Source organism: Stenotrophomonas sp. YJH_SMC_27 (assembly GCF_059369815.1).
Window position 1 is genome coordinate 680,821 of the sequence record NZ_JCAFTA010000001.1, and the last position, 24,853, is coordinate 705,673.

General features: G+C 66.5%; 20 protein-coding genes. 9 read left to right on the forward strand and 11 right to left on the reverse strand.

The features are described 5' to 3' along the window. Positions 1-52: 52 nt before the first annotated feature. Positions 53-1,144, reverse strand: coding sequence for an OmpA family protein (locus tag AC5P7R_RS03295; protein ID WP_019659558.1), 1,092 nt, complete (start codon positions 1,142-1,144; stop codon positions 53-55). Between the two features lie 358 nt (positions 1,145-1,502). On the opposite strand from AC5P7R_RS03295, the gene AC5P7R_RS03300 reads away from it, so the two are divergent. The 5 genes from AC5P7R_RS03300 to AC5P7R_RS03320 all read left to right on the forward strand — a co-directional run bounded on the left by AC5P7R_RS03300 (position 1,503) and on the right by AC5P7R_RS03320 (position 6,949). Further along, positions 1,503-2,522 carry a zinc-binding alcohol dehydrogenase family protein gene (locus tag AC5P7R_RS03300; RefSeq protein WP_021202255.1) on the forward strand — a complete coding sequence of 340 codons (1,020 nt, stop codon included), beginning with the start codon at positions 1,503-1,505 and terminating at the stop codon, positions 2,520-2,522. A gap of 173 nt (positions 2,523-2,695) precedes the next feature. Further along, positions 2,696-3,325, forward strand: a complete 630-nt coding sequence (yczE, locus tag AC5P7R_RS03305) for a membrane protein YczE (RefSeq protein ID WP_478436223.1) — start codon at positions 2,696-2,698, stop codon at positions 3,323-3,325. Positions 3,326-3,464: 139 nt separating this feature from the next. Further along, positions 3,465-5,495, forward strand: a complete 2,031-nt coding sequence (locus tag AC5P7R_RS03310) for an NADPH-dependent 2,4-dienoyl-CoA reductase (RefSeq protein ID WP_227854099.1) — start codon at positions 3,465-3,467, stop codon at positions 5,493-5,495. A gap of 299 nt (positions 5,496-5,794) precedes the next feature. Next, positions 5,795-6,253 carry a cell wall hydrolase gene (locus tag AC5P7R_RS03315; protein WP_004154513.1) on the forward strand — a complete coding sequence of 153 codons (459 nt, stop codon included), beginning with the start codon at positions 5,795-5,797 and terminating at the stop codon, positions 6,251-6,253. An 84-nt stretch (positions 6,254-6,337) separates the two neighbouring features. Continuing rightward, entirely contained in the window at positions 6,338-6,949 is a 612-nt protein-coding gene (locus AC5P7R_RS03320; protein WP_019659563.1) for a glutathione S-transferase N-terminal domain-containing protein, read from the forward strand. A gap of 88 nt (positions 6,950-7,037) precedes the next feature. Here the strand turns inward: AC5P7R_RS03320 and AC5P7R_RS03325 are convergent, their stop codons facing one another. The 6 genes from AC5P7R_RS03325 to AC5P7R_RS03350 all read right to left on the reverse strand — a co-directional run bounded on the left by AC5P7R_RS03325 (position 7,038) and on the right by AC5P7R_RS03350 (position 13,783). After that, a complete protein-coding gene (locus AC5P7R_RS03325) occupies positions 7,038-8,093 on the reverse strand; it encodes a suppressor of fused domain protein (protein WP_227854098.1) in 1,056 nt (351 codons plus the stop codon). A gap of 46 nt (positions 8,094-8,139) precedes the next feature. Next, entirely contained in the window at positions 8,140-8,643 is a 504-nt protein-coding gene (locus AC5P7R_RS03330; RefSeq protein WP_021202252.1) for a hypothetical protein, read from the reverse strand. A 215-nt stretch (positions 8,644-8,858) separates the two neighbouring features. Next, on the reverse strand, positions 8,859-10,739 hold the full coding sequence (gene prpE / locus AC5P7R_RS03335; protein ID WP_495213763.1) for a propionate--CoA ligase: 1,881 nt from the start codon (positions 10,737-10,739) through the stop codon (positions 8,859-8,861). Positions 10,740-11,449: 710 nt separating this feature from the next. After that, a complete protein-coding gene (locus AC5P7R_RS03340) occupies positions 11,450-12,064 on the reverse strand; it encodes an RluA family pseudouridine synthase (RefSeq protein ID WP_227854097.1) in 615 nt (204 codons plus the stop codon). 122 nt (positions 12,065-12,186) lie between these two features. Next, positions 12,187-13,173: a malate dehydrogenase gene (locus tag AC5P7R_RS03345; RefSeq protein WP_005415428.1), complete on the reverse strand. Its 987-nt coding sequence runs from the start codon at positions 13,171-13,173 to the stop codon at positions 12,187-12,189. Between the two features lie 118 nt (positions 13,174-13,291). Further along, complete coding sequence (locus AC5P7R_RS03350; RefSeq protein ID WP_005408225.1) at positions 13,292-13,783, reverse strand: peptidylprolyl isomerase; 492 nt, start codon at positions 13,781-13,783, stop codon at positions 13,292-13,294. A 267-nt stretch (positions 13,784-14,050) separates the two neighbouring features. On the opposite strand from AC5P7R_RS03350, the gene typA reads away from it, so the two are divergent. Genes typA through AC5P7R_RS03365 form a run of 3 tightly spaced genes read left to right on the forward strand, consistent with a single transcriptional unit; the run spans position 14,051 to position 18,041 of the window. Next, entirely contained in the window at positions 14,051-15,898 is a 1,848-nt protein-coding gene (gene typA / locus AC5P7R_RS03355; RefSeq protein ID WP_026346967.1) for a translational GTPase TypA, read from the forward strand. Between the two features lie 11 nt (positions 15,899-15,909). After that, positions 15,910-16,377, forward strand: coding sequence for a DUF2127 domain-containing protein (locus AC5P7R_RS03360; RefSeq protein ID WP_019659569.1), 468 nt, complete (start codon positions 15,910-15,912; stop codon positions 16,375-16,377). Positions 16,378-16,418: 41 nt separating this feature from the next. Further along, on the forward strand, positions 16,419-18,041 hold the full coding sequence (locus AC5P7R_RS03365; RefSeq protein WP_227854096.1) for an amidase: 1,623 nt from the start codon (positions 16,419-16,421) through the stop codon (positions 18,039-18,041). 72 nt (positions 18,042-18,113) lie between these two features. Here AC5P7R_RS03365 and AC5P7R_RS03370 read toward each other — a convergent pair whose 3' ends face one another. Both AC5P7R_RS03370 and AC5P7R_RS03375 read right to left on the reverse strand, forming a co-directional pair. Continuing rightward, entirely contained in the window at positions 18,114-19,301 is a 1,188-nt protein-coding gene (locus AC5P7R_RS03370; RefSeq protein WP_194445329.1) for a mechanosensitive ion channel family protein, read from the reverse strand. Between the two features lie 584 nt (positions 19,302-19,885). Then, on the reverse strand, positions 19,886-21,277 hold the full coding sequence (locus tag AC5P7R_RS03375; RefSeq protein ID WP_019659572.1) for a class II 3-deoxy-7-phosphoheptulonate synthase: 1,392 nt from the start codon (positions 21,275-21,277) through the stop codon (positions 19,886-19,888). A 217-nt stretch (positions 21,278-21,494) separates the two neighbouring features. Here AC5P7R_RS03375 and AC5P7R_RS03380 point away from each other — a divergent pair, with 217 nt between their 5' ends. Continuing rightward, positions 21,495-23,618, forward strand: a complete 2,124-nt coding sequence (locus tag AC5P7R_RS03380) for a TonB-dependent receptor (protein WP_021204578.1) — start codon at positions 21,495-21,497, stop codon at positions 23,616-23,618. Positions 23,619-23,683: 65 nt separating this feature from the next. On the opposite strand, the gene AC5P7R_RS03385 is transcribed toward AC5P7R_RS03380, so the two are convergent. Further along, positions 23,684-24,190, reverse strand: a complete 507-nt coding sequence (locus AC5P7R_RS03385) for a disulfide bond formation protein B (RefSeq protein WP_021204579.1) — start codon at positions 24,188-24,190, stop codon at positions 23,684-23,686. Between the two features lie 232 nt (positions 24,191-24,422). Beyond that, entirely contained in the window at positions 24,423-24,806 is a 384-nt protein-coding gene (gene rplQ / locus AC5P7R_RS03390) for a 50S ribosomal protein L17 (RefSeq protein WP_005408217.1), read from the reverse strand. Positions 24,807-24,853 lie beyond the last annotated feature (47 nt).

The window sequence follows — 24,853 nt, forward strand, 5'->3', positions numbered from 1 at the left end:
AGACCCGGCCGAAGCCGGGTCCTGCTGTGTCCTACTGGCAGAGCGTCAGAACTTAGTTCTGGACGTTCAGCTCGGTACGACGGTTCTTGGCGCGACCTTCCGGGTTGTCCGAACCATCCGGGTTGGTGTTCGGAGCAATCGGACGGCTCTCGCCGTAGCCGATCGGGCCGACCAGGCGACCGGCGTCAACGCCGTTCTTGGTCAGGTAGTTGTACACGGCGGTGGCGCGACGCTCCGACAGCTTCTGGTTGTAAGCGTCGGTACCCTTCGAGTCGGTGTGACCGGCAACTTCAACGCGCAGATCCGGGTAACGCTTCAGGATCTCGGTGGCTTCGCTCAGGATCGCCACGGCGTCCGGACGCAGGTTCGACTTGTCGAAGTCGAAGTTGACGCCCTTCAGGTCGATGGAGACCGGCACCGGGCAACCGTCCGGACCGATGGTCTGACCCGGCTGCGAGTTCGGGCACTTGTCGTCGCAGTTGTTGACGCCGTCACCGTCGTCGTCCAGATCGGCGCAGCTCGGGGCAACCGGAGCCGGAGCCGGAGCAGCCGCGACCGGAGCCGGGCCCAGCGGGATCACGACGCCGACCGAAGCCAGCACGTCACCGAACCAGTCTTCGTTCGGAGCGGCAACGCTCTGGTCGTCGAAGTCAGCGCGGTAAGCCACTTCGGCGCGGACAGCAACGCGCTTTTCGAAGGTGGTCTGCAGGCCGACGCCCAGCTTGGCGGCAACGTTGCCGTCCTTACGCTGGCGCGGACCGTTGGCATTCAGCGCCGGGTACTCTTCTTCCGACTTCTGGTAGCCCAGGCCACCGACGATGTACGGGTTCCAGCCGCGGCCTTCCTTGATGAAGTGGCGACGCAGGTCCAGCGAGACGCCGTACTGCGACCAGTTCAGGTCCTTGTTCGAATCAAAGTTCGGGTTCTGATAGTTCAGCTCACCGTCCAGCGACCAGTTCGGGCTGATGAACTTGCCCAGGCCCAGGGTCACGAACGGAGCATCATTGGTCAGACGGTCGCTGTCCTGGAAGTTGAAGCCGGCCGAACCGGTCAGGTACCAGCGGTCATCGAACTCCTGCGCCGAAGCTGCCTGGGCGAAAGCCAGGCCGCCCAGCAGCGCGGCAGTAAGGATCTTCTTGTTCATTGAGTACAGCTCCTATTTCGGGGGTATGAAACCGGTAGAGGCATGGGCCAGCACAAGTGCGTCGATGTACGACAGCCGATTCAGCACGCCACCGCCGCGAACATTATGCTCAGGCGGGTGAAGGCCATGTTAACAGTCCCGTAACATGTGAAGTGTTGCGCCCGACCGTCCATCGGTCCGACGTTGAAACCCTATACAGGATGATGAAAATCCGCAAGACCCTCACGCTGCAAGGGTTTGACGGGGTTTAGGCGTTGGAAACGACACATTGCGCAGCGCGCTGCGATGAGCAGTTCAGCGTCTCTGCGAAAAGGTGAGGAACCTTATGATGGAAACCACGAACCCAGCCGGAGCCGTGATGAAAGCCGTCGCCCTGAGTCGTGAGTCCGCCCCCGCGCTGTGCGATATCCGCCTTCCTCCGCCGCTGCCTCCACGGGGGCGCGACCTGCTGGTGCGGGTCGAGGCGATTTCGGTCAACCCGGTCGACGGCAAGCAGCGTGCCAGCACGGATCCAGCCACGCTCCAGGCACCTCGCATCCTTGGCTGGGACGCGGCCGGCGTAGTGGAGGCGATCGGCGACGAGGCCAGCCTGTTCGCGTCCGGTGATGAGGTCTATTACGCCGGTGATGTCACCCGCCCGGGGTGCAACGCGCAGTACCAATGGGTGGACGAACGTCTGGTCGCGCGCAAACCCACCACGCTGGATTTCGCCGAGGCCGCGGCACTGCCGCTGACCACGCTCACTGCCTGGGAACTGCTGTTCGAGCGTATGCCCCTGCGGCTGGATGATTGCCGCCACGCCGGCCAGAACCTGCTGGTGATCGGCGGTGCGGGCGGCGTCGGCTCGATGGCGATCCAGCTGGCCCGCCATGCGGGTTTCGAGGTGATCGCCACTGCGTCGCGCGAAGCCTCGGCCGACTGGTGCCGGCAGATGGGTGCCCGGCACGTGATTGATCACCGGCAGCCGCTCCAGGCCCAGCTGCATGCGCTCGGCATCGACGCGGTGCAGGTCGCACTCAACCTGGCCGACACCGACCGGTACTGGGATGAGCTGGGCCAGCTGCTGGCGCCGCAGGGACATGTCGGGCTGATTGTCGAGCCACGTGGCCCGCTGCGCATCGGCGATCCCTACAAGGCCAAGTGCATCGGCATCCACTGGGAATTCATGTTCGCGCGCTCGCGCTTTGCCACCGCCGACCGCATCGAACAGCACCGCATCCTCAGCCGCGCCGCCAGCATGATCGATGCTGGCCAGCTGCGCGGCACGCTCAGTGAGTCACTGGGCACGATCAATGCGGCAAATCTGGACATTGCGCATCAGCGCCTGGCCAGCGGACGCACGGTGGGCAAGCTGGCACTGGTGGGCTGGGACGACTGAAGCGTCATGTAGAGCCGAGCCCATGCTCGGCTGATGGTGCCAGGCAAAGCAGCCGAGCATGGGCTCGGCTCTACAGATTCCGCCTGTAGCGGCGGATTGGTCGGCATCTGTATCTATTGAAGTGACTGAATCGGGATTACGGTGGAAACAGATTCCTCTCCCCCGAGCCCACCGTGCCCACCGCCCTGCCCCTGCGCCTGCTGCAACTGATCACCGGCCTGTTCCTGTACGGCTTTGGTGCTTCGCTGATGATCCGTGCCGCCATCGGCGTGGCGCCGTGGGATGTGCTGTCACAGGGCATCGCCGCGCAGACCCCGCTCTCGTTTGGCCTGGCCACCAATGTGATTGGCGCACTGGTGCTGCTGCTGTGGTGGCCGCTGCGGCAGAAGCCGGGCGTCGGCACCGTGCTCAACGTGATGCTGATCGGTCCCTCCGCGCAGTTCGGGCTGTGGCTGCTGCCGCCGGCCGTCGGCCTTGGCTGGCAACTGACGATGTTCTGCGCGGGCATGCTGCTGGTGCCATTGGCCACCGGCCTGTACATCGGCGCCCGCCTCGGCCCGGGTCCACGCGATGGCCTCATGACCGGCCTGCATGCCCGCACCGGCTGGGCGATCTGGAAGGTGCGCAGCCTCATCGAAGGCAGCGTGCTGCTGCTGGGCTGGTGGCTGGGCGGCAACGTCGGCCTCGGCACCCTCGCCTTCGCCCTGCTGATCGGCCCGCTGTGCGGCGTCACCCTGGGCTGGTTCGGGATCGGCCGCCGCCCGGTCGTGCCGACCGCAGGCCGACAACCACAATCGCCCTGAGTTGACCCGAATGCCGGCCAGCGGCCGGCACTACCGCCCCCCGAGTTCGGGGGCAGCGCTGCAGGCGCGATCCAGCGGCCCTTGCCCCGGCCGCCATTTCGCGGCACGCTTCGCGCTTCCGTACGCAAGCGTATCGACCATGTCGCCAGCCAACGAAAGCGCCTATCCCCATCTGTTCGCCCCGCTGGATCTGGGCTTCACCCAGCTGCGCAACCGCGTCCTGATGGGCTCGATGCACACCGGACTGGAAGATCGCGCCCGCGACTTCCCAAGGTTGGCGGCCTACTTCGCCGAACGCGCCGAGGGCGGCGTTGGCCTGATCGTCACCGGCGGCTTCGCACCGAACGTGGTGGGCTGGCTGAAGCCCTTTGGCGGCAAGTTGTCCTGGCCCTGGGAGGTACGCCCGCACCGGCAGCTCACCGCCGCCGCGCACCAGCACGGCGCGAAGATCTGCCTGCAGCTGCTGCACGCCGGCCGCTATGCCTATCACCCGCTGTCGGTGGCACCGTCGAAGCTGAAGGCGCCGATCAACCCGTTCACCCCGCGCGCGCTGTCGGCCAGTGGCGTCGAGCGGCATATCGCCGACTACGCGCGCAGCGCGAAGCTGGCCCGCGAGGCCGGCTACGACGGGGTGGAGGTGATGGGCTCGGAGGGCTACCTCATCAACGAGTTCATTGCCCCGCGCACCAACAAGCGCTCAGACCGCTGGGGTGGCGACGCCAACCAACGCATGCGCTTTGCAGTGGAGATCGTGCGCCGCATCCGCGAGGCCTGCGGCCCGGACTTCATCATCATCTACCGCCTGTCGCTGGTCGACCTGGTGGACGACGGCAGCAACTGGGACGAGATCGTGCAGCAGGCGCAGGCCATCGAGGCGGCTGGCGCGACGATCATCAATTCCGGCATCGGCTGGCACGAGGCGCGCATTCCGACCATCGCCACCTCGGTGCCGCGTGCGGCCTTCGCCGGTGTCACCGCCAAACTGAAACCGCATGTGACGCTGCCGCTGGTGGCGACCAACCGCATCAACATGCCCGACGTCGCCGAACGCATCCTCGCCGGCGGCGGCGCCGACATGGTGTCGCTGGCACGTCCGCTGCTGGCCGACCCGCAATGGCCCAACAAGGCCCGTGCAGGCCGCGCGGAAGCGATCAATACCTGCATCGCCTGCAACCAGGCCTGCCTGGACCACGTGTTCGAGAACAAGCTGGCCAGCTGCCTGGTCAATCCGCGCGCCGCGCACGAGACCGAACTGGTCTATCGCCCCACGCCCGCGCCGAAGAAGGTTGCCGTGGTCGGTGCCGGCCCGGCCGGCCTGGCCTGTGCCACTGTCGCGGCCCAGCGTGGCCACCAGGTCACCCTGTTCGATGCCCACGATGAGATCGGCGGCCAGTTCAACGTGGCCAAGCGCATCCCCGGCAAGGAAGAGTTCCACGAAACCCTGCGCTATTTCCGCCACAAGCTGGCCGAAACCGGCGTGCAGCTGCGCCTGAACACCCGCGCCGACGCGTCCAGCCTGGCCGGCTTCGACGAGGTGGTGCTGGCCACCGGCATCACCCCGCGCAAGGTCAGCTTCCCCGGCGCCGACCACGCCAAGGTGGTCAGTTATCTGGACGTACTGCTGGGCCGCGTCGAAGTGGGCGCCACTGCCGCGATCATCGGCGCCGGCGGCATCGGCTTCGACGTCGGCGAATTCCTCAGCCACGCTGGCGAGTCGCCGTCGCTGGACCCGCAGCGCTGGTTGGCCGAATGGGGCGTGGACGCCAGCTTCGAGGCACGCGGCTCGCTGGGCCGGCCCGAGGTCGAGCCGTCACCGCGGCGCCTGTGGCTGCTGCAGCGCAGCGCCGGCAAGCCCGGCGCGCGACTGGGCAAGACCACCGGTTGGATCCACCGCGCCACACTGAAGGCCAAGGGCGTGCGCATGCTCGGTGGCGTCGAGTACCTGGGCGTGGACGATCAAGGCCTGCGCATCCGCGTGGAAGGCAGCGAACAGTTGCTGCCGGTAGACCATGTGGTGATCTGCGCCGGGCAGGAACCGAACCGCGCATTGCAGGCCGAACTGCAGGCCGCCGGCATCAACGCGCAGCTGATCGGCGGTGCCGACGTGGCCGCCGAACTGGACGCGAAGCGGGCAATCGACCAGGGCAGCCGGGTGGCCGCCACGCTCTGATGAGCGCCTGAATGGGGAACGGAATGTGATTTCCGTCACCTCCGTCGAACCTGAATGTCAAGCCGGGCGGTTCACGATGCGTTCGGCTATTCCCCCCTACCTTGCGCCATCTTTCCGCTCACCAGCCAGTTTCCGGTGAGCTGGCGTGGCCCCACCGATCAGTACTGATCGATTCTTTTTGGGGCTGCCCACGGGGCGGCCCCGATGGCCGCCTCCCCATGACGCCAAGTCGTACCCCGCCTCCTGTCGCCCCCGCGGCCGGAACCGGAAGGTGCGGCCCATACGGAGCAAGGAGTTATATGAAACTGGCCTGGATTCTCTGGCTGTCGCAGTTGTTGCCGCAGCCGGCCGCTGATTCACTGTGTCTGAGCACCACCGTTTACCTGGAAGCCCGCGACCAGACCCTGCGCGGCCAGCAGGCCGTCGCCGAGGTCGCCCTGCGTCGCCTTGACAGCGGCCTGTGGGGCGACTCGATGTGCCAGGTCGTCACCGCGCGCAAGCAGTTCGCACCGACCATCGTCTCCCCCGGCACCCAGCTGGGCAATGACGCGGCGTGGAGCGAGGCGATGAACGTCGCTTTCGACGCCGAGCGCAACTGGGCGCTGCCGGCCGGCGAGCGCCGCGAGATCGTGCCCGGTGCCAGCCACTTCGCCGCGCTGTCCATCGCCAGCCCGAACTGGCGCAATGCCTACCAGGTGGCCACCATCGGCGATCACACCTTCTATAAGGTGCAGAACCTCAAGCCGCGGCAGTCGTAACGATCCGTGCCGGCGGCAGCGTTGCCGCCTGCCGGCAGGCTCTGGGATAGTGGGCGTTTCCCGCCCGCATCACCTGGAGTTCCCATGAAGCTGTACAGCAAGCCCGGTGCCTGTTCCACCGCCGACCACATCGCCCTGCAGTGGACCGGCCAGCCGTTCGAGGTTGAACTGCTGAACAAGGACACCCTGAAGGGTCCGGAATTCCTCAAGATCAATCCGGCCGGTGCGGTGCCCGCGCTGGTCGACGGCGACTTCGTGCTGCTGCAGAACGCCGCGATCATGGGCTATATCGCCGATCGCTTCCCGCAGGCCGGCCTCGGCGGTGACGGCAGCCCGCGCCAGCGCGCCGAAGCCACCCGCTGGCTGGCCTTCGTCAATTCCGACGTGCATCCGGCCTTCTCGCCGCTGTTCGCGCCGGGCAAGTTCATCGCCGACGAGAGCCAGTTCGATGCGATCCGCGCCGCCGCGCACAAGCGCCTGCGTGGCCTGTTCGAGACCGCTGACAGGCAGCTGGCCGACAAGCCGTGGCTGGCCGGCTTCCGCAGCTTCGCCGACCCGTACTTCTACATCACCCTGCGCTGGGCCGCCGGTACCAAGGTCGACCTGTCGGGCCTGGACAACCTGGCCGCCTACAAGGCGCGCATGGACGCCGATGCCGGCGTGCAGGCCGCACTGAAGGCCGAAGGGCTGGCCTGATCATGACCCGGGGTCAGAGCCGTTCGCGTGGCGGACGGGCCTGACCCCTCTGCCCTGCGCAGGCGGGGGCCGATACGCCAGGGCGTGGTCAACCGATCTGGCGGATCACTTCACCGTTGGCATCGCGCAGGTAGGTCGGCATCACTTCGATGCGCAGCGCCCCCGCCAGCGGGTAAACCCCGCGCTCGGCGCGCACCCCTGCCAGGGCCTGCAGGCCCGCCTCGTCCAGCGACCAGCGCGCGCTGTCGGCGGATACGTCCGCCGCTTCACCGCCCCCGTTCGCGACGAACTCCCACTGCCGCTCGCGGCTGACCAGTTCCAGCGATCTGCCGTGGCGCAGGCGCAAGGGCAGCAGCTCGCACACGCTGGCCACCTGGCCGGCGCCGAGCACCAGCGTGGTGACGCCCGCCTCCTGCCGCCAGTCCAACGTCTCGATGAACAGCATGCCGGTGCTGGAGCCCTCGCGCTCGCTGCCTTCCCGCACCTGCGCGGCAAGCGCCGGCTCCTCCAGCAGGTTGCCGCGGTGCAGGTCGCTGATCCACAGTGGCATTGCCGGCTGCAGTACCTGCAGCACGCCGCGCGTGGACCAGCGCTTGACCGCTTCCATCTCCTCATCGGTCAGCCCGACCAGCTGCAGGAACTGCAGGTGGCCATTGGCGGTGTCGCGTGCCGGCAACTGCGGGTCGGCAATGAACGCCAGATGGCACAGCCGCGTGTCGGTCTCCAGCGCGATCGGGCCGTTGGCATTCAGATGGTGGCCATCCTCGAACACGTTGCCGCTGGCGAACACATAACGCGCCAGGTTCTGCAGCAGGTTCATCGGCCACACCGGCGGCGTGCTGTCGGCGTTCTCAGCGGCTTCGGCGGCGAGACGGAACGTCAGCTCGAAACCATAGCCGCTGGTGGCGGCATCACTGCTCTCCTTGGCATACAGCTCGGAGAAGCCGTAAGTCACGTAGTACCAGTGGGGTACCGGCGCATGCGCCCAGTACACGCTGATGCCATCGAGCGGATCCTGGCCACCGAGCGTGTACGGAAGCGCGGTGCCGAAGTGACGTGGCTCCTGCCCGGCATACAGCGGCGCCAGCGCCTCATTGATCGCGTCCCAGCCGGGGGTATCGGTGTCGTCGTGGTCGTCCTGCACGCGGGACTCCTTGTGGGGAAGTGAACCGATCACTTTACGCGGTGGCTCAGGCCTGCACGAACTCACCACCACCCTTGACCACGGCGGCCTGAGTTTCCTGCCACCAGCGCTGTGCCAGCGCCGGGCTGCGCGCCTTGCCCACCGCTGCCAGCAGTTCCGGGCACAGGCGTTCCAGCGCCAGCGCATCGGTGCAGCGTTCGATCTTCAACTGCATGAAGTAGCCCTTCAGGCCCAGATGGCGCCGCACCGCATCGCTCATCGCGTCGTACAGCTGCTGGTACAGCGCCGGGTCCTGTTCGCGACCGGTGCTGATGCCACGCGCCGGCACGGCCTCTGCACTTCCGCCGATCACTTCGATCAGGCCCAGCGCGGCCAGCTGCTCCAGTGCATCGGGCGGCGCACGCAGGCCTTCACACAAGCCGCGCAGTTCGGTGTCGTCACGATGGCCATCGACCATCAGCAGGATCGAGCGCAGTGCCGCCGGCAGGCGCCGGCTACGGTCTTCGATTTCCTGACGGCCAGCAGCCGTCTTGGCGTGCAGCAATGCCATTGCCTCCCCCTCCCTCGATGCGCAATGCCGGCGCGCCCTGACGGGCGCGCTCCCCTGTGTGCCATCCCCGGACGGCACGCGCCTTCCCCGGCGCGCGCCGCGTATTGCAGGTCGATGACAGGCCGAGCTTAGCGCAAGTGCCGCGGGTAGTGCCGGCCGCTGGCCGGCAACCTCGGGATTGATGGGGGTGCCGGCCAGCGGCCGGCACTACCGGATCAACGGCCCAGCGCCCGGCGGATCTCCTCCAGCGCGCCGGGGTCGTCCAGCGTCGACAGGTCGCCCGGGTCGCGCTGCTCGGCCAACGCCTGCAACGAGCGCCGCAGCAGCTTGCCCGAACGGGTCTTGGGCAGCGCGTTGACCACGTGCACGTGCGCCGGGCGCGCCACCGCGCCGAGCGAGGTGGTCACCGTGGCCATCATCTCGGCCACCACCGGCGCCGGATCCTCGCCATCCAGGCCCTGCTTGAGGGTGACGAACACCAGCGGCACCTGCCCCTTCAGTTCGTCCTTGACGCCGATCACCGCTGCCTCGGCCACGCGCGGGTGGCTCGAAATGGCCTCTTCGATCTCGCGCGTGCCCAGCCGATGCCCGGCCACGTTGATCACATCATCGGTACGGCCGAGGATGAAGGTGTAGCCATCGTCGTCGCGGATCGCCCAGTCCAGCGAGCTGTACAGCAGTTCCTTGAAATGGCTGAAGTAGCTCTGCAGGAAACGGTTGTCGTCGTTCCACACCGTGCTCATGCAGCCAGGCGGCAACGGCGGCGACACCACCAGCACCCCCTTCTGCCCCGGTGCGACTTCCTCGCCGGTGTTCTCGTCGATCACCTTCATCCGGTAGCCAAGATTGGGGAAGCCCGGCGAACCGAAGCGCACCGGCTTCATCTCCAGGCCCGGCAGCAGGGTCAGAGCCGGCCAGCCGGTCTCGGTCTGCCAGTAGTTGTCGATGATCGGCTTGCCCAGCGCTTCGCTGATCCAGTGCGCGGTCGGTTCGTCCAGCGGCTCGCCGGCCAGGAACAGGTACTTCAGGGCGCGCAGGTCGTGGCGATGGATGAAGTCCGCATCGTGCTTCTTCAGCACGCGGATGGCGGTGGGCGACGAGAACATGGTGCGCACGTTGTACTGCTCGCACAGCGCCCACCAGATGCCCGGATCCGGATTCGTCGGCAGCCCTTCGTACAGCAGCGAGGTGCAGCCACCGATCAGCGGGCCGTACACGTTGTAGGAATGGCCCACCGCCCAGCCGACATCGGAGGTGGAGAACATTACCTGCCCCGGCTTGCAGTCGAATACGGTTTCCATCGACTGCCCCATCGCCACCGCGTAGCCGCCCACATCGCGCTGCACGCCCTTCGGCTTGCCGGTGGTGCCGGAGGTGTACAGCAGGTAGCTCGGCTCACTCGCTTCCAGCCACTGCACCGGCACATCCACTTCCCCGATCTGTGCACGCAGCGTGGCGTACTCCACATCACGGCCCGGCACGCGTGGTTCGGCGGCATCCAGCCCGCGCGACACGATCAGCACATGCGGTGGCGGCGAAGCCGCTTCGGCGCAGGCCGCGTCAACCATCGGCTTGTACGGAATCAGCTTGCCACCGCGCATGCCGGCATCGGCGGCGATGAGCAGCTTCGGCTTCGCATCGTCGATGCGCAGCGCCAGGTTGTGCGCGGCGAAGCCACCAAACACCACCGAGTGCACCGCACCGATGCGCGCACATGCCAGCATCGCGAACACGGCTTCGGCCATGTTCGGCATGTAGATCACCACGCGGTCACCATGGCCGACGCCGAGGTGCCTGAGCACGGCGGCGAAGTCGTTCACTTCGCGATACAGCTGGCGATAGGTGATTTCGCGGGTGCTATTGGTTTCGGTGGAGATGGCGACCAGTGCGAGCTGGTCGGCGCGCTCGGCCAGGTGGCGGTCGACGGCGTTGTAGCAGAGATTGGTTTCGCCGCCGACGAACCAGCGCCGGAACGGCGGATTGCTGTAGTCGAGCACCTGCTGCGGCGGTTTGTGCCAATGGATGCGCTTGGCTTCCTCGCCCCAGAAGGCCTCCGGCTCGTCGATCGAGCGACGGTAGGTTTCCTCGTAGTTCATGACGCAGCCCTCCCAGACGAAGTCATGGGTTTGAGGATAGTCCGGCGCCGGCGCGCGGGCCGCCCTACCTTGGTAGGGGGTGGGGTTTTCATGCAGGGCTGCGCCCTGCACCCGCGGTAGTGCCGGCCGCTGGCCGGCAACCTCAGAAGCAACAGCCGAAGCAACAGCGGGTTTCCCGTGGGATGGCGAGGTGGGTCCGGTTGCGGGGGACACCGTGAATCCGTCCATGGAGGCTCGGTCGCCGCATCCATGCGGCTCACGCCCCCGCAACCGGACCCACCCCGCCTTCGACAGACTTCCGCGATCTGTCGGAGCACGGGGTCGGATCCCCAGATTCAATATTCAATTCGATATCTGACAGAAAAATCGTGTCGACCAAGGTCGACACCTACCAACACCAACAGCGACAGCCGTTACCAACTGCCGCAGGAATCTGTCGGGGGTGGGGCGGTGTGGGTTGGCAGGACCGTTGGCGCCATGGATGGCGCCATCGAGCCCCCTTGGGTGAGGGCGCTTTGCTTGCGAAGCACTGCTTTGCAAGCGCCCGAACGCACAGCCGCCAGCGGCTGGGCCGGACCCCGGAGGGGGGTTTACGGCGTGTCCTGCCAACCCACACCGCCCCGCCCAACAAGTAGAAAACCAGAGCCGCCTTGGCCTTTCGCGTTGCTCCGGTTCGTAGCAGGTGCAGGGCTGCAAGCCCTGCCGAACCCCTAGAACGGAGCCGCAGACTCGAACGCGAGCACCTCGCCCGTCATCGGGTGGGTGAACTGCAGGCTGCACGCATGCAGATGCACGCGGTGCGCCGGTGCCGCGTCATACAGCACGTCGCCAACAATCGGATGGCCAATACTGGCCATGTGCAACCGCAGCTGATGGCTGCGGCCGGTGATCGGTTCCAACGCCACGCGCGTGCGCCGCGCTTCAACATCGCGCACCAGCACGCGCCAACGCGTCAGCGCCGGCTTGCCGCGCTCATGGTCGACCCTCTGCTTCGGCCGGTTCGGCCAGTCCACGATCAGCGGCAGGTCCACTTCGCCGGTGTCGCGTTCGAGCAGCCCCTGCACCACCGCTTCATACCGCTTGCCAACCTGGCGCTGCTCGAACTGCATCGACAACGCCGCCTGCATGTCCTTGCCGCGCGCATGCAGCAGCAGGCCGGAAGTCACCTGGTCCAGGCGGTGCACGGTCAACGCATCCGGATACAGCGCCTGCAGGCGCGCGACCACGCAGTCCTGGTTCTCGGCGCTGCGGCCGGGTACGGACAACAGGCCAGCCGGCTTCTCGGCCACCAGCAGTGCGTCATCGATGTAGTGCAGGTGGATCATGCGGTTCCAGGAATTCCAAATGAAAACGGGGAAGCCGAAGCCTCCCCGTTCTCTGCGTACCAACCAGCGGTCGGTACCTACCTTGATGGAAGACGTACCGTCCGGAGCCGGTACCGCCTGCATCAGCCCAGCAGGTGGGCGACGCCGGCGCGCTCTTCTTCCAGCTCGGCCAGGGTCTTGTCGATGTACTTCTGGCTGAAGTCGTCGATCGGCAGATCCTTGACCAGGGTGTACTTGCCGTTCTCGGTGGTCACGGCAAAACCGAAGATCACGCCTTCCGGAATGCCGTAGGAACCGTCGGACGGCACGCCCATGGTGACCCACTTGCCGTTGCTGCCCAGCACCCAGTCACGCACGTGGTCGATGGCGGCGTTGGCGGCCGAAGCAGCCGAGGACGAGCCGCGGGCTTCGATGATCGCCGCGCCGCGCTTGCCGACGGTCGGGATGAAGGTGTTGGCGTTCCACTCCTGGTCGTTGATCGCATCGGCGATCGACGCACCATCGGCGGTGGCGAAACGGTAGTCCGGGTACATGGTCGGGCTGTGGTTGCCCCACACCACCAGCTTCTCCATGCCACCGACCGGCTTGCCGAGCTTGGCCGACAGCTGGCTCAGCGCGCGGTTGTGGTCCAGGCGCAGCATGGCGGTGAAGTTTTCCGGCTTCAGGTCCGGGGCCGACTTCATGGCGATGTAGGCGTTGGTGTTGGCCGGGTTGCCGACCACCAGCACCTTCACGTCACGGCTGGCGACCTTGTTCAGCGCCGCGCCCTGGGCGGTGAAGATCTTGGCGTTTTCCAGCAGCAGGTCCTTGCGCTCCATGCCCGGGCCGCGCGGACGCGCGCCGACCAGCAGGGCGATGTCGGCGTCCTTGAACGCGACTTCGGCGTCATCGGTGCCGACCATGCCGGCCAGCAGCGGGAAGGCGCAGTCTTCCAGCTCCATCATCACGCCCTTCAGGGCGGCCTGGGCCTTGTCGACCGGCAGTTCCAGCAGCTGCAGGATGACCGGCTGGTCCTTGCCCAGCATTTCGCCGGAGGCGATGCGGAACAGCAGGGCATAACCGATCTGGCCGGCGGCGCCGGTCACGGCAACACGAACGGGTGCTTTCATGGGGGTTTCCTCTTGCTTGCAAGCGTTTGATGGGACGCCGCGGGCGGAGCCACGCAGGCCTGGCGGGCGGCGGGGAACAGGGAAACGGCCACCCGTGGGTGGCCGTTTCGAAGGGGGATCAGGCGGCGAGGTGCTTGTTCCACTCGGCGACGCGGTCGGCCTGGGCGGCCAGCACGGCGTCGACGTCGCCTTCCAGGGTGATCGAATGGATCACGTCGCCCTGCTTGACCGAATCGACGATGGCCTGGCCTTCCAGGACCTTGCCGAAGACGGTGTGGCGGCCGTCCAGCCAATCGGTCTTGATGTGGGTGATGAAGAACTGGCTGCCGTTGGTGTTCGGGCCGGCGTTGGCCATCGACAGCGAGCCGACCTCGTGCTTCACGCCATTCTTTTCGTCTTCGAACTTGTAGCCCGGGCCGCCGGTGCCACGGCCCTGCGGGCAGCCGCCCTGGATCATGAAGTCGGCGATCACGCGATGGAAGATCAGGCCGTCATAGAAGCCGTGCTTGACCAGGTTCACGAAGTTGGCCACGGTCAGCGGCGCCTTGTCGGCGAACAGCTCGACCTTGATCGGGCCCTGGGTGGTGTCGAAAGTGGCGATGAGGGACATGAAGATCCTTGATGCAGAGGGGAACGCGTCTAGCCACCTAGTTTACACCTGCCTTGCGGCGGCGGCGGCTTCGACCATGGGCGCAGACCCGGGCTTCAGCCGCCGGCGGGGCAGCCCGCGCGACGGTCTGGCGGCCTCGGCCGTGTGGCGGCCCAGCTGAATGGGCCCCGTGACGGGCGTGAAATCCACCTTTTCGCGAATCGTCAAGTTCGACGTATAATGTTGGACTTCTTTTTCCAAATCCGGCGCCGACTGGCCCCCTTTCGTATGTCCATCGAAAATCTTCGCAACATCGCCATCGTCGCCCACGTCGACCATGGCAAGACCACCCTGGTCGACCAGCTGCTGAAGCAGTCCGGCACCCTGTCCGAGCGTACCGTCCTCGCCGAGCGCGTGATGGACAGCAATGACCAGGAAAAGGAACGCGGCATCACCATCCTGGCCAAGAACACCGCCATCACCTGGGAAGACAAGAAGACCGGCATCAAGAACCGGATCAACATCGTCGACACCCCCGGCCACGCCGACTTCGGCGGTGAGGTCGAGCGCGTGCTGTCGATGGTCGACACCGTGCTGATCCTGGTCGATGCGATGGACGGCCCGATGCCGCAGACCCGCTTCGTTACCCAGAAGGCCTTCGCGATGGGCTTCAAGCCGATCGTCGTGGTCAACAAGGTCGACCGTCCGGGCGCCCGTCCGGAGTGGGTGATCGACCAGGTCTTCGACCTGTTCGACAAGCTCGGTGCCACCAACGAGCAGCTGGACTTCCCGATCGTCTACGCCTCGGGCCTGAACGGCTACGCCGGCCTGGAAGACACCGTGCGCGACGGCGACATGACCCCGCTGTACGAAGCGATCATGAAGCACGCGCCGAAGCCGGAAGTGGACCCGGAAGGCCCGTTCCAGATGCGCATCAGCCAGCTGGACTACAACAACTTCGTGGGCGTGATCGGCATCGGCCGCATCCAGCGCGGCACCCTGAAGAAGAACATGCAGGTCGCGGTCATCGACCGTGAAGGCAAGAAGCGCAACGGCAAGGTGCTGCAGGTGCTGGGCTTCATGGGCCTGGAGCGCATCGAGCAGGATTCGGCCGAGGCCGGCGACATCGTGGCCATCTCCGGCATCCAGGAGCTGACCATCTCCGACACCATCTGCGCACCGGACTTCCCGGAAGCCCTGCCGGCGCTGACCGTCGACGAGCCGACCATCTCGATGACCTTCCAGGTGAACAACTCGCCGTTCGCCGGCAACAAGGACCTGTCCGGTGGCAAGTTCCTGACCAGCCGCCAGATCAAGGACCGCCTGGACCGTGAAAAGGTCCACAACGTGGCCCTGAAGGTCGAGCAGCTGGAAGACGCCGACAAGTTCCTGGTCTCCGGCCGTGGCGAACTGCATCTGTCGGTGCTGATCGAGAACATGCGCCGCGAAGGCTACGAGCTGGCCGTGTCGCGCCCGGAAGTGATCATCAAGGAAATCGACGGCCAGCTGATGGAGCCGATCGAGCAGTTGGTGGTGGACATCGAAGAAGTCCACCAGGGCGGCGTGATGGAAAAGCTGGGCACCCGCAAGGGCCAGTTGAAGAACATGGAATCGGACGGCAAGGGCCGCGTGCGCCTGGAATACCAGATCCCGGCCCGTGGCCTGATTGGTTTCCAGAACGAGTTCAAGACCCTGACCCAGGGTTCGGGCCTGCTGTTCCATGTGTTCGACCACTACGGCCCGAAGGAACAGGGCGCGATCGCCAAGCGCATCAACGGCGTGATGATCGCCAATGCGCCGGGCGTCACCCCGGCCTACTCGCTGGGCCCACTGCAGGAACGCGGCAAGCTCTTCGCCGCCGAAGGTGACAACGTGTATGAAGGCCAGCTGGTCGGCATCCACTCCAAGGACAACGACCTGACCGTCAACGCGATCAAGACCAAGCCGCTGACCAACATGCGCGCTTCGGGCAAGGATGATGCGATCCAGCTGACCCCGGCGATCAAGTACTCGCTGGAACAGGCCCTGGACTTCATCGAAGACGACGAGCTGGTCGAGATCACCCCGAAGGAGATCCGCCTGCGCAAGAAGTTCCTGACCGAGAGCGACCGCAAGAAGGCTTCGCGCGGCGGCTGAGCCAGCACCCCGTGAGCCAGAGCGGCTACAACCCGGATCCACACCGGCATCCGGGCCTGCACGTCATCGCCCTGCTCGAAGCGAGCAAGGCGATGCTGGCACTGTTGGCTGCCACCGGGCTGGAAGTGCTCGGACCGCAGCCGCTGCGGCACGGCATCATGGCCCTGATCCGGCGTTTCAGCCTGGATCCGGACCACGGCACCCTGCCCTCGCTGCTGCACATGATCAGCCCCGACGCGGTCCACCTGGCCGCGGCGGGGATGATCGGTTACGGACTGCTGCACCTGGTCGAAGCCTGGGGCCTGTGGCGGGCCAAGGCCTGGGCCTCCTGGCTGGGTTGCCTGACCGCTGCCCTGTACCTGCCCTTCGACATCTTCGCGATCATCCGCCATCCCGGCTGGCCGTCGTGGACGATCCTGGCCATCAACCTGATCGTGGTCTACGTACTCGCCCGCGACCTGCGCAAGCGCCACCGCTGAGCACTCGCTACACTGGGGATTGGAGCCGACCAAGCCGCCCCATGCGCCCGTCCTTGCCGCCTCTGCTGACCTGCCTGCTCGCCGCGCTGCCGGCGCTGCTTTCGGCTGGCTGCAGCCCGGCCACGCCCAGCGCGCATGCGGCCGAACCTGCGAGCCGCAACGTGCCGTTCCCGTACGCCGAAACCGATATTGCCGACCTGCAGGCGCGGATGACCGCCGGTGAACTGGACAGCACCACCCTGACCCAGGCCTACCTGCAGCGCATCGCCGCCCTGGACCGCGCCGGGCCGCGCCTGCGCGCGGTGATCGAGCTCAACTCCGATGCCCTGAAGGAAGCCGCCGCGCGCGACCGCGAGCGCCGTAGCGGCCACCTGCGCGGCCCGCTGCACGGCATCCCGCTGCTGTTGAAGGACAACATCAACGCCGCGCCGATGGCCACCAGTGCCGGCTCTCTGGCCCTGCAGGGCTTCCGTCCGGACGATGCCTACCTGGTGCGCCGGCTGCGCGATGCCGGCGCCATCGTGCTGGGCAAGACCAACCTCAGCGAATGGGCCAATTTCCGCGGCAATGATTCGATCTCCGGCTGGAGCGCGCGCGGCGGCCAGACCCGCAATCCCTATCGGCTGAGCCATTCGCCCTGTGGCTCCAGCAGCGGCAGCGCGGTAGCCGTGGCCGCCAACCTCGCCAGCGCAGCAATCGGTACCGAAACCGACGGCAGCATCGTCTGCCCGGCGGCGATCAATGGCATCGTCGGCCTCAAGCCGACGGTAGGCCTGGTCAGCCGCGACGGCATCATCCCGATTTCCTTCAGCCAGGACACCGCCGGTCCGATGGCGCGCAGTGTCGCCGACGCTGCCGCCGTGCTGACCGCGATCGCCGGCCGCGATGATGCCGACCCGGCCACCGCGACCATGCCCGGCCGCGCGGTCTACGACTACACCGCGCGACTGGACCCCCAGGGCCTGCGCGGCAAGCGCATCGGACTGCTGCAGACACCCCTGCTGAAGTACCGGGGCATGCCGCCACTGATCGAACAGGCGGCGACCGAGCTGCGTCGCGCCGGCGCCGTGGTGGTGCCGGTGGAGCTGCCCAACCAGGGCGCTTGGGCCGAGGCCGAGCGCACGCTGCTGCTGTACGAATTCAAGGCCGGGCTGGAGCGCTACTTCAGCGCCCATCGCGCCCCGCTGCGCAGCCTGGCCGAACTGATCGCCTTCAACCAGGCGCACAGCAAGCAGGAGCTGGGCCTGTTCGGCCAGGAACTGCTGGTGGCGGCCGACGCCACCGCCGGCCTGGCCGACCCGGCCTATATCCGCGCGCGCAGCGATGCACGCCGGTTGGCGGGCCCGGAAGGCATTGACGCTGCCCTCGCCGCCCACCAGCTTGATGCGCTGGTGGCCCCCACCACCGGCGTGGCGTGGCCGATCCGCAGCGAAGGCGACGACTTCCCCGGCGAGAGCTACAGCGCTGCCGCTGTGGCTGGCTATCCCGGCCTGACTGTGCCGATGGGCCAGATCAACGGCCTTCCCGTCGGCCTGCTGTTCATGGGCACCGCCTGGAGCGAACCGAAGCTGATCGAGATGGCCTACGCCTACGAGCAGCGCACGCGCGCACGGCGCCCGCCGCACTTCGATACCGACGCGCTGATCGACGCTGGCGAGCCGTGATCGTGTTTCTGTAGAGCCGAGCCCACGCTCGGCTTCAACGGAAAATCGAAAGCAGCCGAGCATGGCTCGGCTCTACAGCGGCTGGTCGGGCTCCGCTGGCACGATCGCCGCCTCACCGTCTTCAGCCCCCGGCGAACGCACATCTGCAGTGCGTGCACGAGGACCACGCGGCATGTCCAGCTCGTCTGCATGCTGCAGCCGCGCACGCACCTGCGGCAGCGACTGCGGATGCTCACGCGCGAGGAAATCGAGCATGCGCTCGCGTACCAGGCAACGCAGGTCGAACGCGTCGCCGGAGCTGCGCGCACTGACCAGCAGGCGGATCTGGATTGCACGCTCACTGGTTTCAGTCACCTGGGTCACGCAGACTCGGCCATCCCACAACGCTTCGCCCCGGCAGATGCGCTCCAGTTCAGCACGGATCGCCGCAATCGGGGCACGATAATCCAGCCACAGGAAGGCTGTGCCGAGCAGGTCGGCACTACGCCGCGTCCAGTTCTGGAACGGGTTCTCGATGAACCAGGTCAACGGCACCACCATCCGCCGCTCATCCCAGATACGCACCACCACGTAACTGCTTCCGATCTCCTCGATGCGTCCCCACTCGCCTTCCACGATCACCACGTCATCCAGGCGGATCGGCTGCGTCAACGCGATCTGCAGGCCGGCGATCAGGTTGCCGAACACCGGCTTGGCCGCGATACCGGCCACCAGGCCGATCAGGCCGGCCGAGGCCAGCAGCGCGGTACCGATCTTCTGCACCATCGGAAACGTCAGCAGCACCAGCGATGCGCCCAGCACGATGATGCCGCCCATCAGCACCCGGCTGAGCACGCGCGTCTGGGTCTGGATGCGGCGCGCTTCCAGATTGTCGGAGACATCAATGGGATGGCTGCGCAGGATTGCGCGCTCGCCCGCCGCCACCGCACGTACCAGCAACCAGATGAAGCAGGCAGTCAACGCGATGTGCAGCACATGCTGCAGATGGCCCAGCAACGGATCCTGCAGCGGCGTGGCCTGCAGGGCGGGAATCAACAGCAGCAGCGGCCATGCAGTGGCCATCGGCAGCCCGAGCACACGACCGATGCGCGCACGCCGGCGATCACGCCCTTTCAGCCGGTGATAGATCCACAGGATCAGCCACGCGCCGATGCCACCCACCAACGCCGCCAGACCCAGCGGCCATGCATATGCCTGTGCGCTTTGCCAATGCACCGTTGCTACCTCCACACGAACAGCCAAGCGGACAGCCTCGCGCATGGCGCATGAGCGTCACGTCAGTCGTTCGTAAGAAGGGTGTTGGTCGGCAGGGCTTGCAGCCCTGCACCCTGCTGCGAGCTGGAGCAACAGCAACAGCCGAAGCAGAAGCGGGTTTCCTGTGGGGTGGCGGGGTGGGTCCGGTTGCGGGAGACGCCGTGAACCCATCCATGGGGGCCTGGCCTCGGCATCCATGCCGCGGACACTCCCGCAACCGGACCCACCCCGCCTTCGACAGATTCCCGCGATCTGCCAGCAAAGTCTGAGGTCAGATCCGTTTTCCAGAGGAAAACGGATCTGACCTCATTTTCTGATTTCGAAATCTGACAGACATTCATCCACGCATGGCGGGAATCTCCCGTGTCGACCAAGGTCGACACCTACCCACAGCCGCCAGAATCTGTCAGAGGCGGGGCGGTGTGGGTGGGCAGGACCGTTGGCGCCATGGATGGCGCCATCGAGCCCCCATGGATGGGTTTACGGCGTGTCCTGACCACCCACACCACCCCGCCACCCCACGGAATGCCGCTTCGGCTTTTGCCGTTGATTGCAGCAGGTGCAGGGCTGCAAGCCCTGCCGAAAAACCCTTACCGCACTTGCTCCTGCTTGCGTACGATCGCCATCGCGATCTCCAGCGACTGCTCGTAGTTCAACCGCGGGTCCACCGTTGAACGATACGCGCGCTCCAGGTCGCGCTCGGTCAGTTCGCGCGCGCCGCCGATGCACTCGGTCACGTCCTCGCCGGTCAGTTCCAGATGCACACCGCCCAGGCGCGTACCGGCGGCCGCATGCAGGTCGAACGACATCTCCACCTCGCCACGCACGTTGTCGAAGCGACGTGTCTTGAAACCGTTGGCGGTGCTTTCGGTATTGCCATGCATCGCATCGCACACCCACAGCACGCGGCGACCATCACGCTTGACCGCGTCCAGCAGCGGCGGCAGTTTCTCGGCGATCTGCGCGGCACCCATGCGGTGGATGAAGCTCAGGCGGCCCGGCTCGTCATGCGGGTTGAGCACATCGATCAGGCGCAGCAGCTGGTCCGGCGTCACCGACGGGCCCACCTTGATCGCAATCGGATTGCGCACGCCACGCAGGTATTCCACGTGCGCGCCATCCAGCGCAGCCGTGCGCATGCCGATCCACGGGTAATGCGTGCTCAGGTTCAACCAGCCCTGCTGGCGGGGCACCTGGCGGGTCAGTGCCTGCTCGTACGGCAACAGCAGCGCTTCATGCGAGGTGTAGAAGTCGATGCGGTTGAGGTTGTGCACGCGGGCCCCGGCCAACGTCTCCATGAAATGCACGGCATCGCCGATCGAGGCCACCATCTTCTGGTACTCGGCGGCCAGCGGCGAATGGCTCACCCATTCCAGGTTCCAGTACTCGGGGTGGTGCAGGTCGGCGAAACCACCATCGATCAGCGCCCGTACGAAGTTCATCGTCATCGCCGAATGCGCGTGCGCCTGCAGCATCCGCTTCGGGTCCGGCAGGCGCGCTGCTTCAGTGAAGGCCGGCGCATTGATGACATCGCCGCGGTAGCTCGGCAGGGTCACACCGTCGCGCGTCTCGGTATCGGCCGAACGCGGCTTGGCGTACTGGCCGGCGAAACGACCCACGCGGATCACCGGCTGGCGCAGCCCATGCACCAGCACCAGGCTCATCTGCAGCAGCACCTTCAGGCGGTTGGAGATGGTGCCCGATTCGCAGTCGCTGAAGTTCTCAGCGCAGTCGCCGCCCTGCAGCAGGAAGCGCTTGCCCTCCTGGGCCTCCGCCAACTGCTGCTTCAGGGCCAGGATCTCCCACGAGGTGACCAGCGGCGGCAGCCGCTTCAGCTCGTGCAGGGCAGCGTCCAGCGCCACCGGGTCCGGGTAGGTCGGCATCTGCAGCGCGGTCTTGCCACGCCAGCTCTCCGGCGACCAGGCAGCGCCGGTGGCGGCTGCGACGGGATCGGGGACAGGCGAAACGGCGGACAGGCTCATTGCAGGCTTCCGGAGGTGGGGGACGTTCATGGTCGCAGAGCCGACCGCTGTCGCAAAGGGCCGAACGGCGTCTGCACATGACTGAACGCCGGGGAAAGGGCATCGCGATTGGCCAAAAGCGGCATGCCCACGGCCAGCCGGTCAGGCGCATGATTCGCCACGCACTGTTACGAAGTAACACTCAATCCCCAATGGCCCCTTCCACAGCCTATCCGCCATGAAGCCCTCCCTGCTTGCTACCGGCATCACCTTCGCCCTGACCCTGGCCAGCCTGCCTTCCCTCGCCGTGGCCGCCGATGCCGCCGCTCCCGTGAAGGACCTCGACGCGGTCACCGTCCACGCCCAGCTCGACCAGGCCCGCAACACGCTGTCGCCGGACATCGGCAGCAGCCAGTACCAGATCACCGCCGAGGACATCCAGAAGCAGCCGCTGGGCGCCTCCGCGCCGCTCAGCCAGGTGCTGCTGCAGGCGCCCGGCGTGGTCCAGGATTCCTACGGCGGCGTGCACGTGCGCGGCGACCACGCCAATCTGCAGTACCGCATCAACGGCGTGCTGCTGCCCGAATCGATCTCGGGCTTCGGCCAGACGCTGGATGCACGCACCATCAAGAGCATCCGCCTGATGGATGGCGCGCTGCCGGCGCAGTTCGGCGAGCGCACCGCTGCAGTGGTCGACATCACCACCCGCAGCGGCGCCGAGCTCGGCAACGGCGGCAGCGCCGGGCTGACCGCAGGCTCGTTCGGCAAGATCAATCCCAACGCCTCGTGGTGGGGCAACCAGGGGCGCTGGAGCTGGTTCCTGACTGGCAACTACGACCAGAACGAGGTTGGCCTGGAGAACCCGACCCGCTCGCGCAAGCCGCTGCACGACGACACCCACCAGGGCAAAGCGTTCGCTGACCTTACCTACCTCGTCAACGAGAACACCCGCCTGAGCGTGTTCGCCGGCTTTGCCAACAATCGCTTCCAGATCCCGGTCAACCCCGGGCAAACACCGCAGTTCGGTTACCTCGATACCACCACCTTCGACTCCAGCCAGCTGGATGAAACCCAGCGCGAGGCCACCCGCTTCGGCATGCTGGTGCTGCAGGGCACGTTGGGCAGCACCGCATATCAGCTCTCGGCCGGGCAGCGCTACAGCGATGTGGCATTCCATCCGGATGTCGTCGGCGACCTGGTGTTCAGTGGCGTCGCCTCGCAGGTGCAACGCAGCAACCGCGCCAACACGCTGCAGGCCGATTTCTCCACCCCACTGGGCAACGACCACACGCTGCGCTATGGCCTGTACGGCAACTACGAGAATGCGCGGGCCAGCAACAGCAGCTGGGTGTTTCCGGTCGATGACGCCGGCCAGCAGTCCAGCACCACACCGCTGCTGATACCTGACCGCAGTGCCTTCCATGCCAGCACGCTGGCGCTGTACGTGCAGGATGAATGGAAGATCGGCGACGACTGGACCGTCAACTACGGCCTGCGCGGAGATCGCTACAAGGCCTTTGGCCACACCGAGGGCCAGCTCAGCCCCCGCGTGGGAGTGGTCTGGAATGCCAGCGACAGCACCACCGTGCATGCCGGCTATTCGCGTTACTTCACGCCACCGGCCAGTGAGCTGATCGCCAGCAGCGATATCGCCCTATACGACGGCACCACCAACCAGCAGCCCAGCGGCGGCAACAACACGCCACTGGCCGAACGCAGCGACTACTACGACATCGGCGTGTCGCAGCAGGTGGGCGACCACCTCACCCTGGGCTTGGACGCCTACGATCGCCGCGTTGCGCGCCTGCAGGACGAAGGCCAGTTCGGCGCCGCCTACATCTACTCGACGTTCAACTATCGCCGTGGCCACATCCGTGGGCTGGAGTTCAGTGCCGACTACAGCAACGGCCCGTTCAGCGCCTACTTCAACGCGGCGTACAACAAGGCCATCGGCACCCAGGTGATCACCAGCCAGTACAACCTCGATCCGGACGCACTGGCCTATGTGGCCGACCACTGGATCCACCTCGATCACGACCAGAAGCTGACCTCATCGGGTGGCTTCAGCTACGCCTTTGCCGGACACAACCGGATCGGTGCCAACTACGTGTTCGGCAGCGGCCTGCGTTCGGACATCGAGGGCGTACCCAACGGCGGCGAGCTGCCGTCGTACCTGCAGGTGAACCTCAGCGCCGGGCACGACTTCAATGCCGACAGCGGGCATCCGCTGCATGTGCAGCTGGCCGTGGTCAACGCCCTGGACCGAAGCTACCAGCTGCGCGATGGCGGCGGTGTCGGCGTGTTCGCCCCGCAGTGGGGACCGCGCCGAGGTGCTTACCTGAGCCTGCAGCAGGATTTCTGAGGTAGCGCCGGCCGCTGGCCGGTATTCCCACGGTGTGCCGGCCAGCGGCCGGCACTACCCTGCGTTCAGCGCTTGACCCTGCGCAGCGACACCACCAGCGCCCACAGCGCCAGCAGCACGAACCACACGCCCGACCACATCGGCATGGTCAGGCCCAGGAAGGTCCAGTCGATGTTGCCGCAGTTGCCGGTACCGGTGAGCACCGTGCGGAACACTTCCAGCGGCCCCATGGTCTCGCGCAGGAAGCTCAGCGGCGGGCCGCAGGTCGCGCCCATCTCCGGCGGCAGCATCTGCACGTATACGTGGCGCGCGGCAATGCCGACGCCTACCGCGGCGGCAATGAAGGCGAGAATCCCGTAGGTCGCGCGTCCCGGGCGGTTGGACGGCCCGTGCAGCGCACCAATCAGGAACAGCAGGCCCAGCGCGGCGAAGGCCAGCCGCTGGAAGATGCACAGCGGACACGGCTCCAGGCCCATCTGCAGCTGCAGGAAGATCGCGTAGCCGAGCAGGCCCGCGCAGATCAGAAAGCCCAGGAAGAACTGGGCGCGGAAGGGCCAGCGCAGTGGATTCATCGTCAACGCTCGAATGGATCAGGGCGCCAAGCGTAACCGAGAGCGCGCGCCATTCGAACCGCCACAGGTGACGCCTGTCGGAACGGTGTGGGTCGCATTGTGCCGCAGGTAGCGCCGGGCCATGCCCGGCGAGCGTAGCGGATACGGAAACGCCGGGCATGGCCCGGCGCTACCAGAACGCAAAAGCCCGGCAGAGGCCGGGCTTTCGCTGTGTCGCGTTGGAGCGGTCCGATTACTCGGCCACTTCCTCGGCCACGACCGGACGGTCGACCAGCTCGACGTAGGCCATCGGCGCGTTGTCGCCGGCGCGGAAACCGCACTTCAGCAGGCGCAGGTAGCCGCCCGGACGGTTCGCGTAGCGCGGGCCCAGGATGGTGAACAGGTTGCCCACCGCTTCGTTGTCGCGCAGGCGGGCGAAGGCCAGACGGCGGTTGGCGACGGAGTCGACCTTGGCCAGGGTGATCAGCGGCTCGGCAACGCGGCGCAGTTCCTTGGCCTTCGGCAGGGTGGTCTTGATCAGCTCGTGCTTGAACAGCGAGGCGGCCATATTCTTGAACATCGCTTCGCGGTGGGCGCTGGTGCGGCTGAACTTACGGCCAGACTTCTGGTGACGCATGGTGATATTCCTTGGTTAATGATGAGGCTGTGCGGATCGTTGTCGCC

Bases quoted from the DNA above. Each gene is read 5' to 3' on its own strand.
- AC5P7R_RS03295 (WP_019659558.1), bottom strand. From the start codon at position 1,144: ATGAACAAGAAGATCCTTACTGCCGCGCTGCTGGGCGGCCTGGCTTTC.
- AC5P7R_RS03300 (WP_021202255.1), top strand. From the start codon at position 1,503: ATGAAAGCCGTCGCCCTGAGTCGTGAGTCCGCCCCCGCGCTGTGCGAT.
- AC5P7R_RS03310 (WP_227854099.1), top strand. From the start codon at position 3,465: ATGTCGCCAGCCAACGAAAGCGCCTATCCCCATCTGTTCGCCCCGCTG.
- AC5P7R_RS03315 (WP_004154513.1), top strand. From the start codon at position 5,795: ATGAAACTGGCCTGGATTCTCTGGCTGTCGCAGTTGTTGCCGCAGCCG.
- AC5P7R_RS03320 (WP_019659563.1), top strand. From the start codon at position 6,338: ATGAAGCTGTACAGCAAGCCCGGTGCCTGTTCCACCGCCGACCACATC.
- AC5P7R_RS03330 (WP_021202252.1), bottom strand. From the start codon at position 8,643: ATGGCATTGCTGCACGCCAAGACGGCTGCTGGCCGTCAGGAAATCGAA.
- prpE (WP_495213763.1), bottom strand. From the start codon at position 10,739: ATGAACTACGAGGAAACCTACCGTCGCTCGATCGACGAGCCGGAGGCC.
- AC5P7R_RS03340 (WP_227854097.1), bottom strand. From the start codon at position 12,064: ATGATCCACCTGCACTACATCGATGACGCACTGCTGGTGGCCGAGAAG.
- AC5P7R_RS03345 (WP_005415428.1), bottom strand. From the start codon at position 13,173: ATGAAAGCACCCGTTCGTGTTGCCGTGACCGGCGCCGCCGGCCAGATC.
- AC5P7R_RS03350 (WP_005408225.1), bottom strand. From the start codon at position 13,783: ATGTCCCTCATCGCCACTTTCGACACCACCCAGGGCCCGATCAAGGTC.
- typA (WP_026346967.1), top strand. From the start codon at position 14,051: ATGTCCATCGAAAATCTTCGCAACATCGCCATCGTCGCCCACGTCGAC.
- AC5P7R_RS03365 (WP_227854096.1), top strand. From the start codon at position 16,419: ATGCGCCCGTCCTTGCCGCCTCTGCTGACCTGCCTGCTCGCCGCGCTG.
- AC5P7R_RS03370 (WP_194445329.1), bottom strand. From the start codon at position 19,301: ATGCGCGAGGCTGTCCGCTTGGCTGTTCGTGTGGAGGTAGCAACGGTG.
- AC5P7R_RS03375 (WP_019659572.1), bottom strand. From the start codon at position 21,277: ATGAGCCTGTCCGCCGTTTCGCCTGTCCCCGATCCCGTCGCAGCCGCC.
- AC5P7R_RS03380 (WP_021204578.1), top strand. From the start codon at position 21,495: ATGAAGCCCTCCCTGCTTGCTACCGGCATCACCTTCGCCCTGACCCTG.
- AC5P7R_RS03385 (WP_021204579.1), bottom strand. From the start codon at position 24,190: ATGAATCCACTGCGCTGGCCCTTCCGCGCCCAGTTCTTCCTGGGCTTT.
- rplQ (WP_005408217.1), bottom strand. From the start codon at position 24,806: ATGCGTCACCAGAAGTCTGGCCGTAAGTTCAGCCGCACCAGCGCCCAC.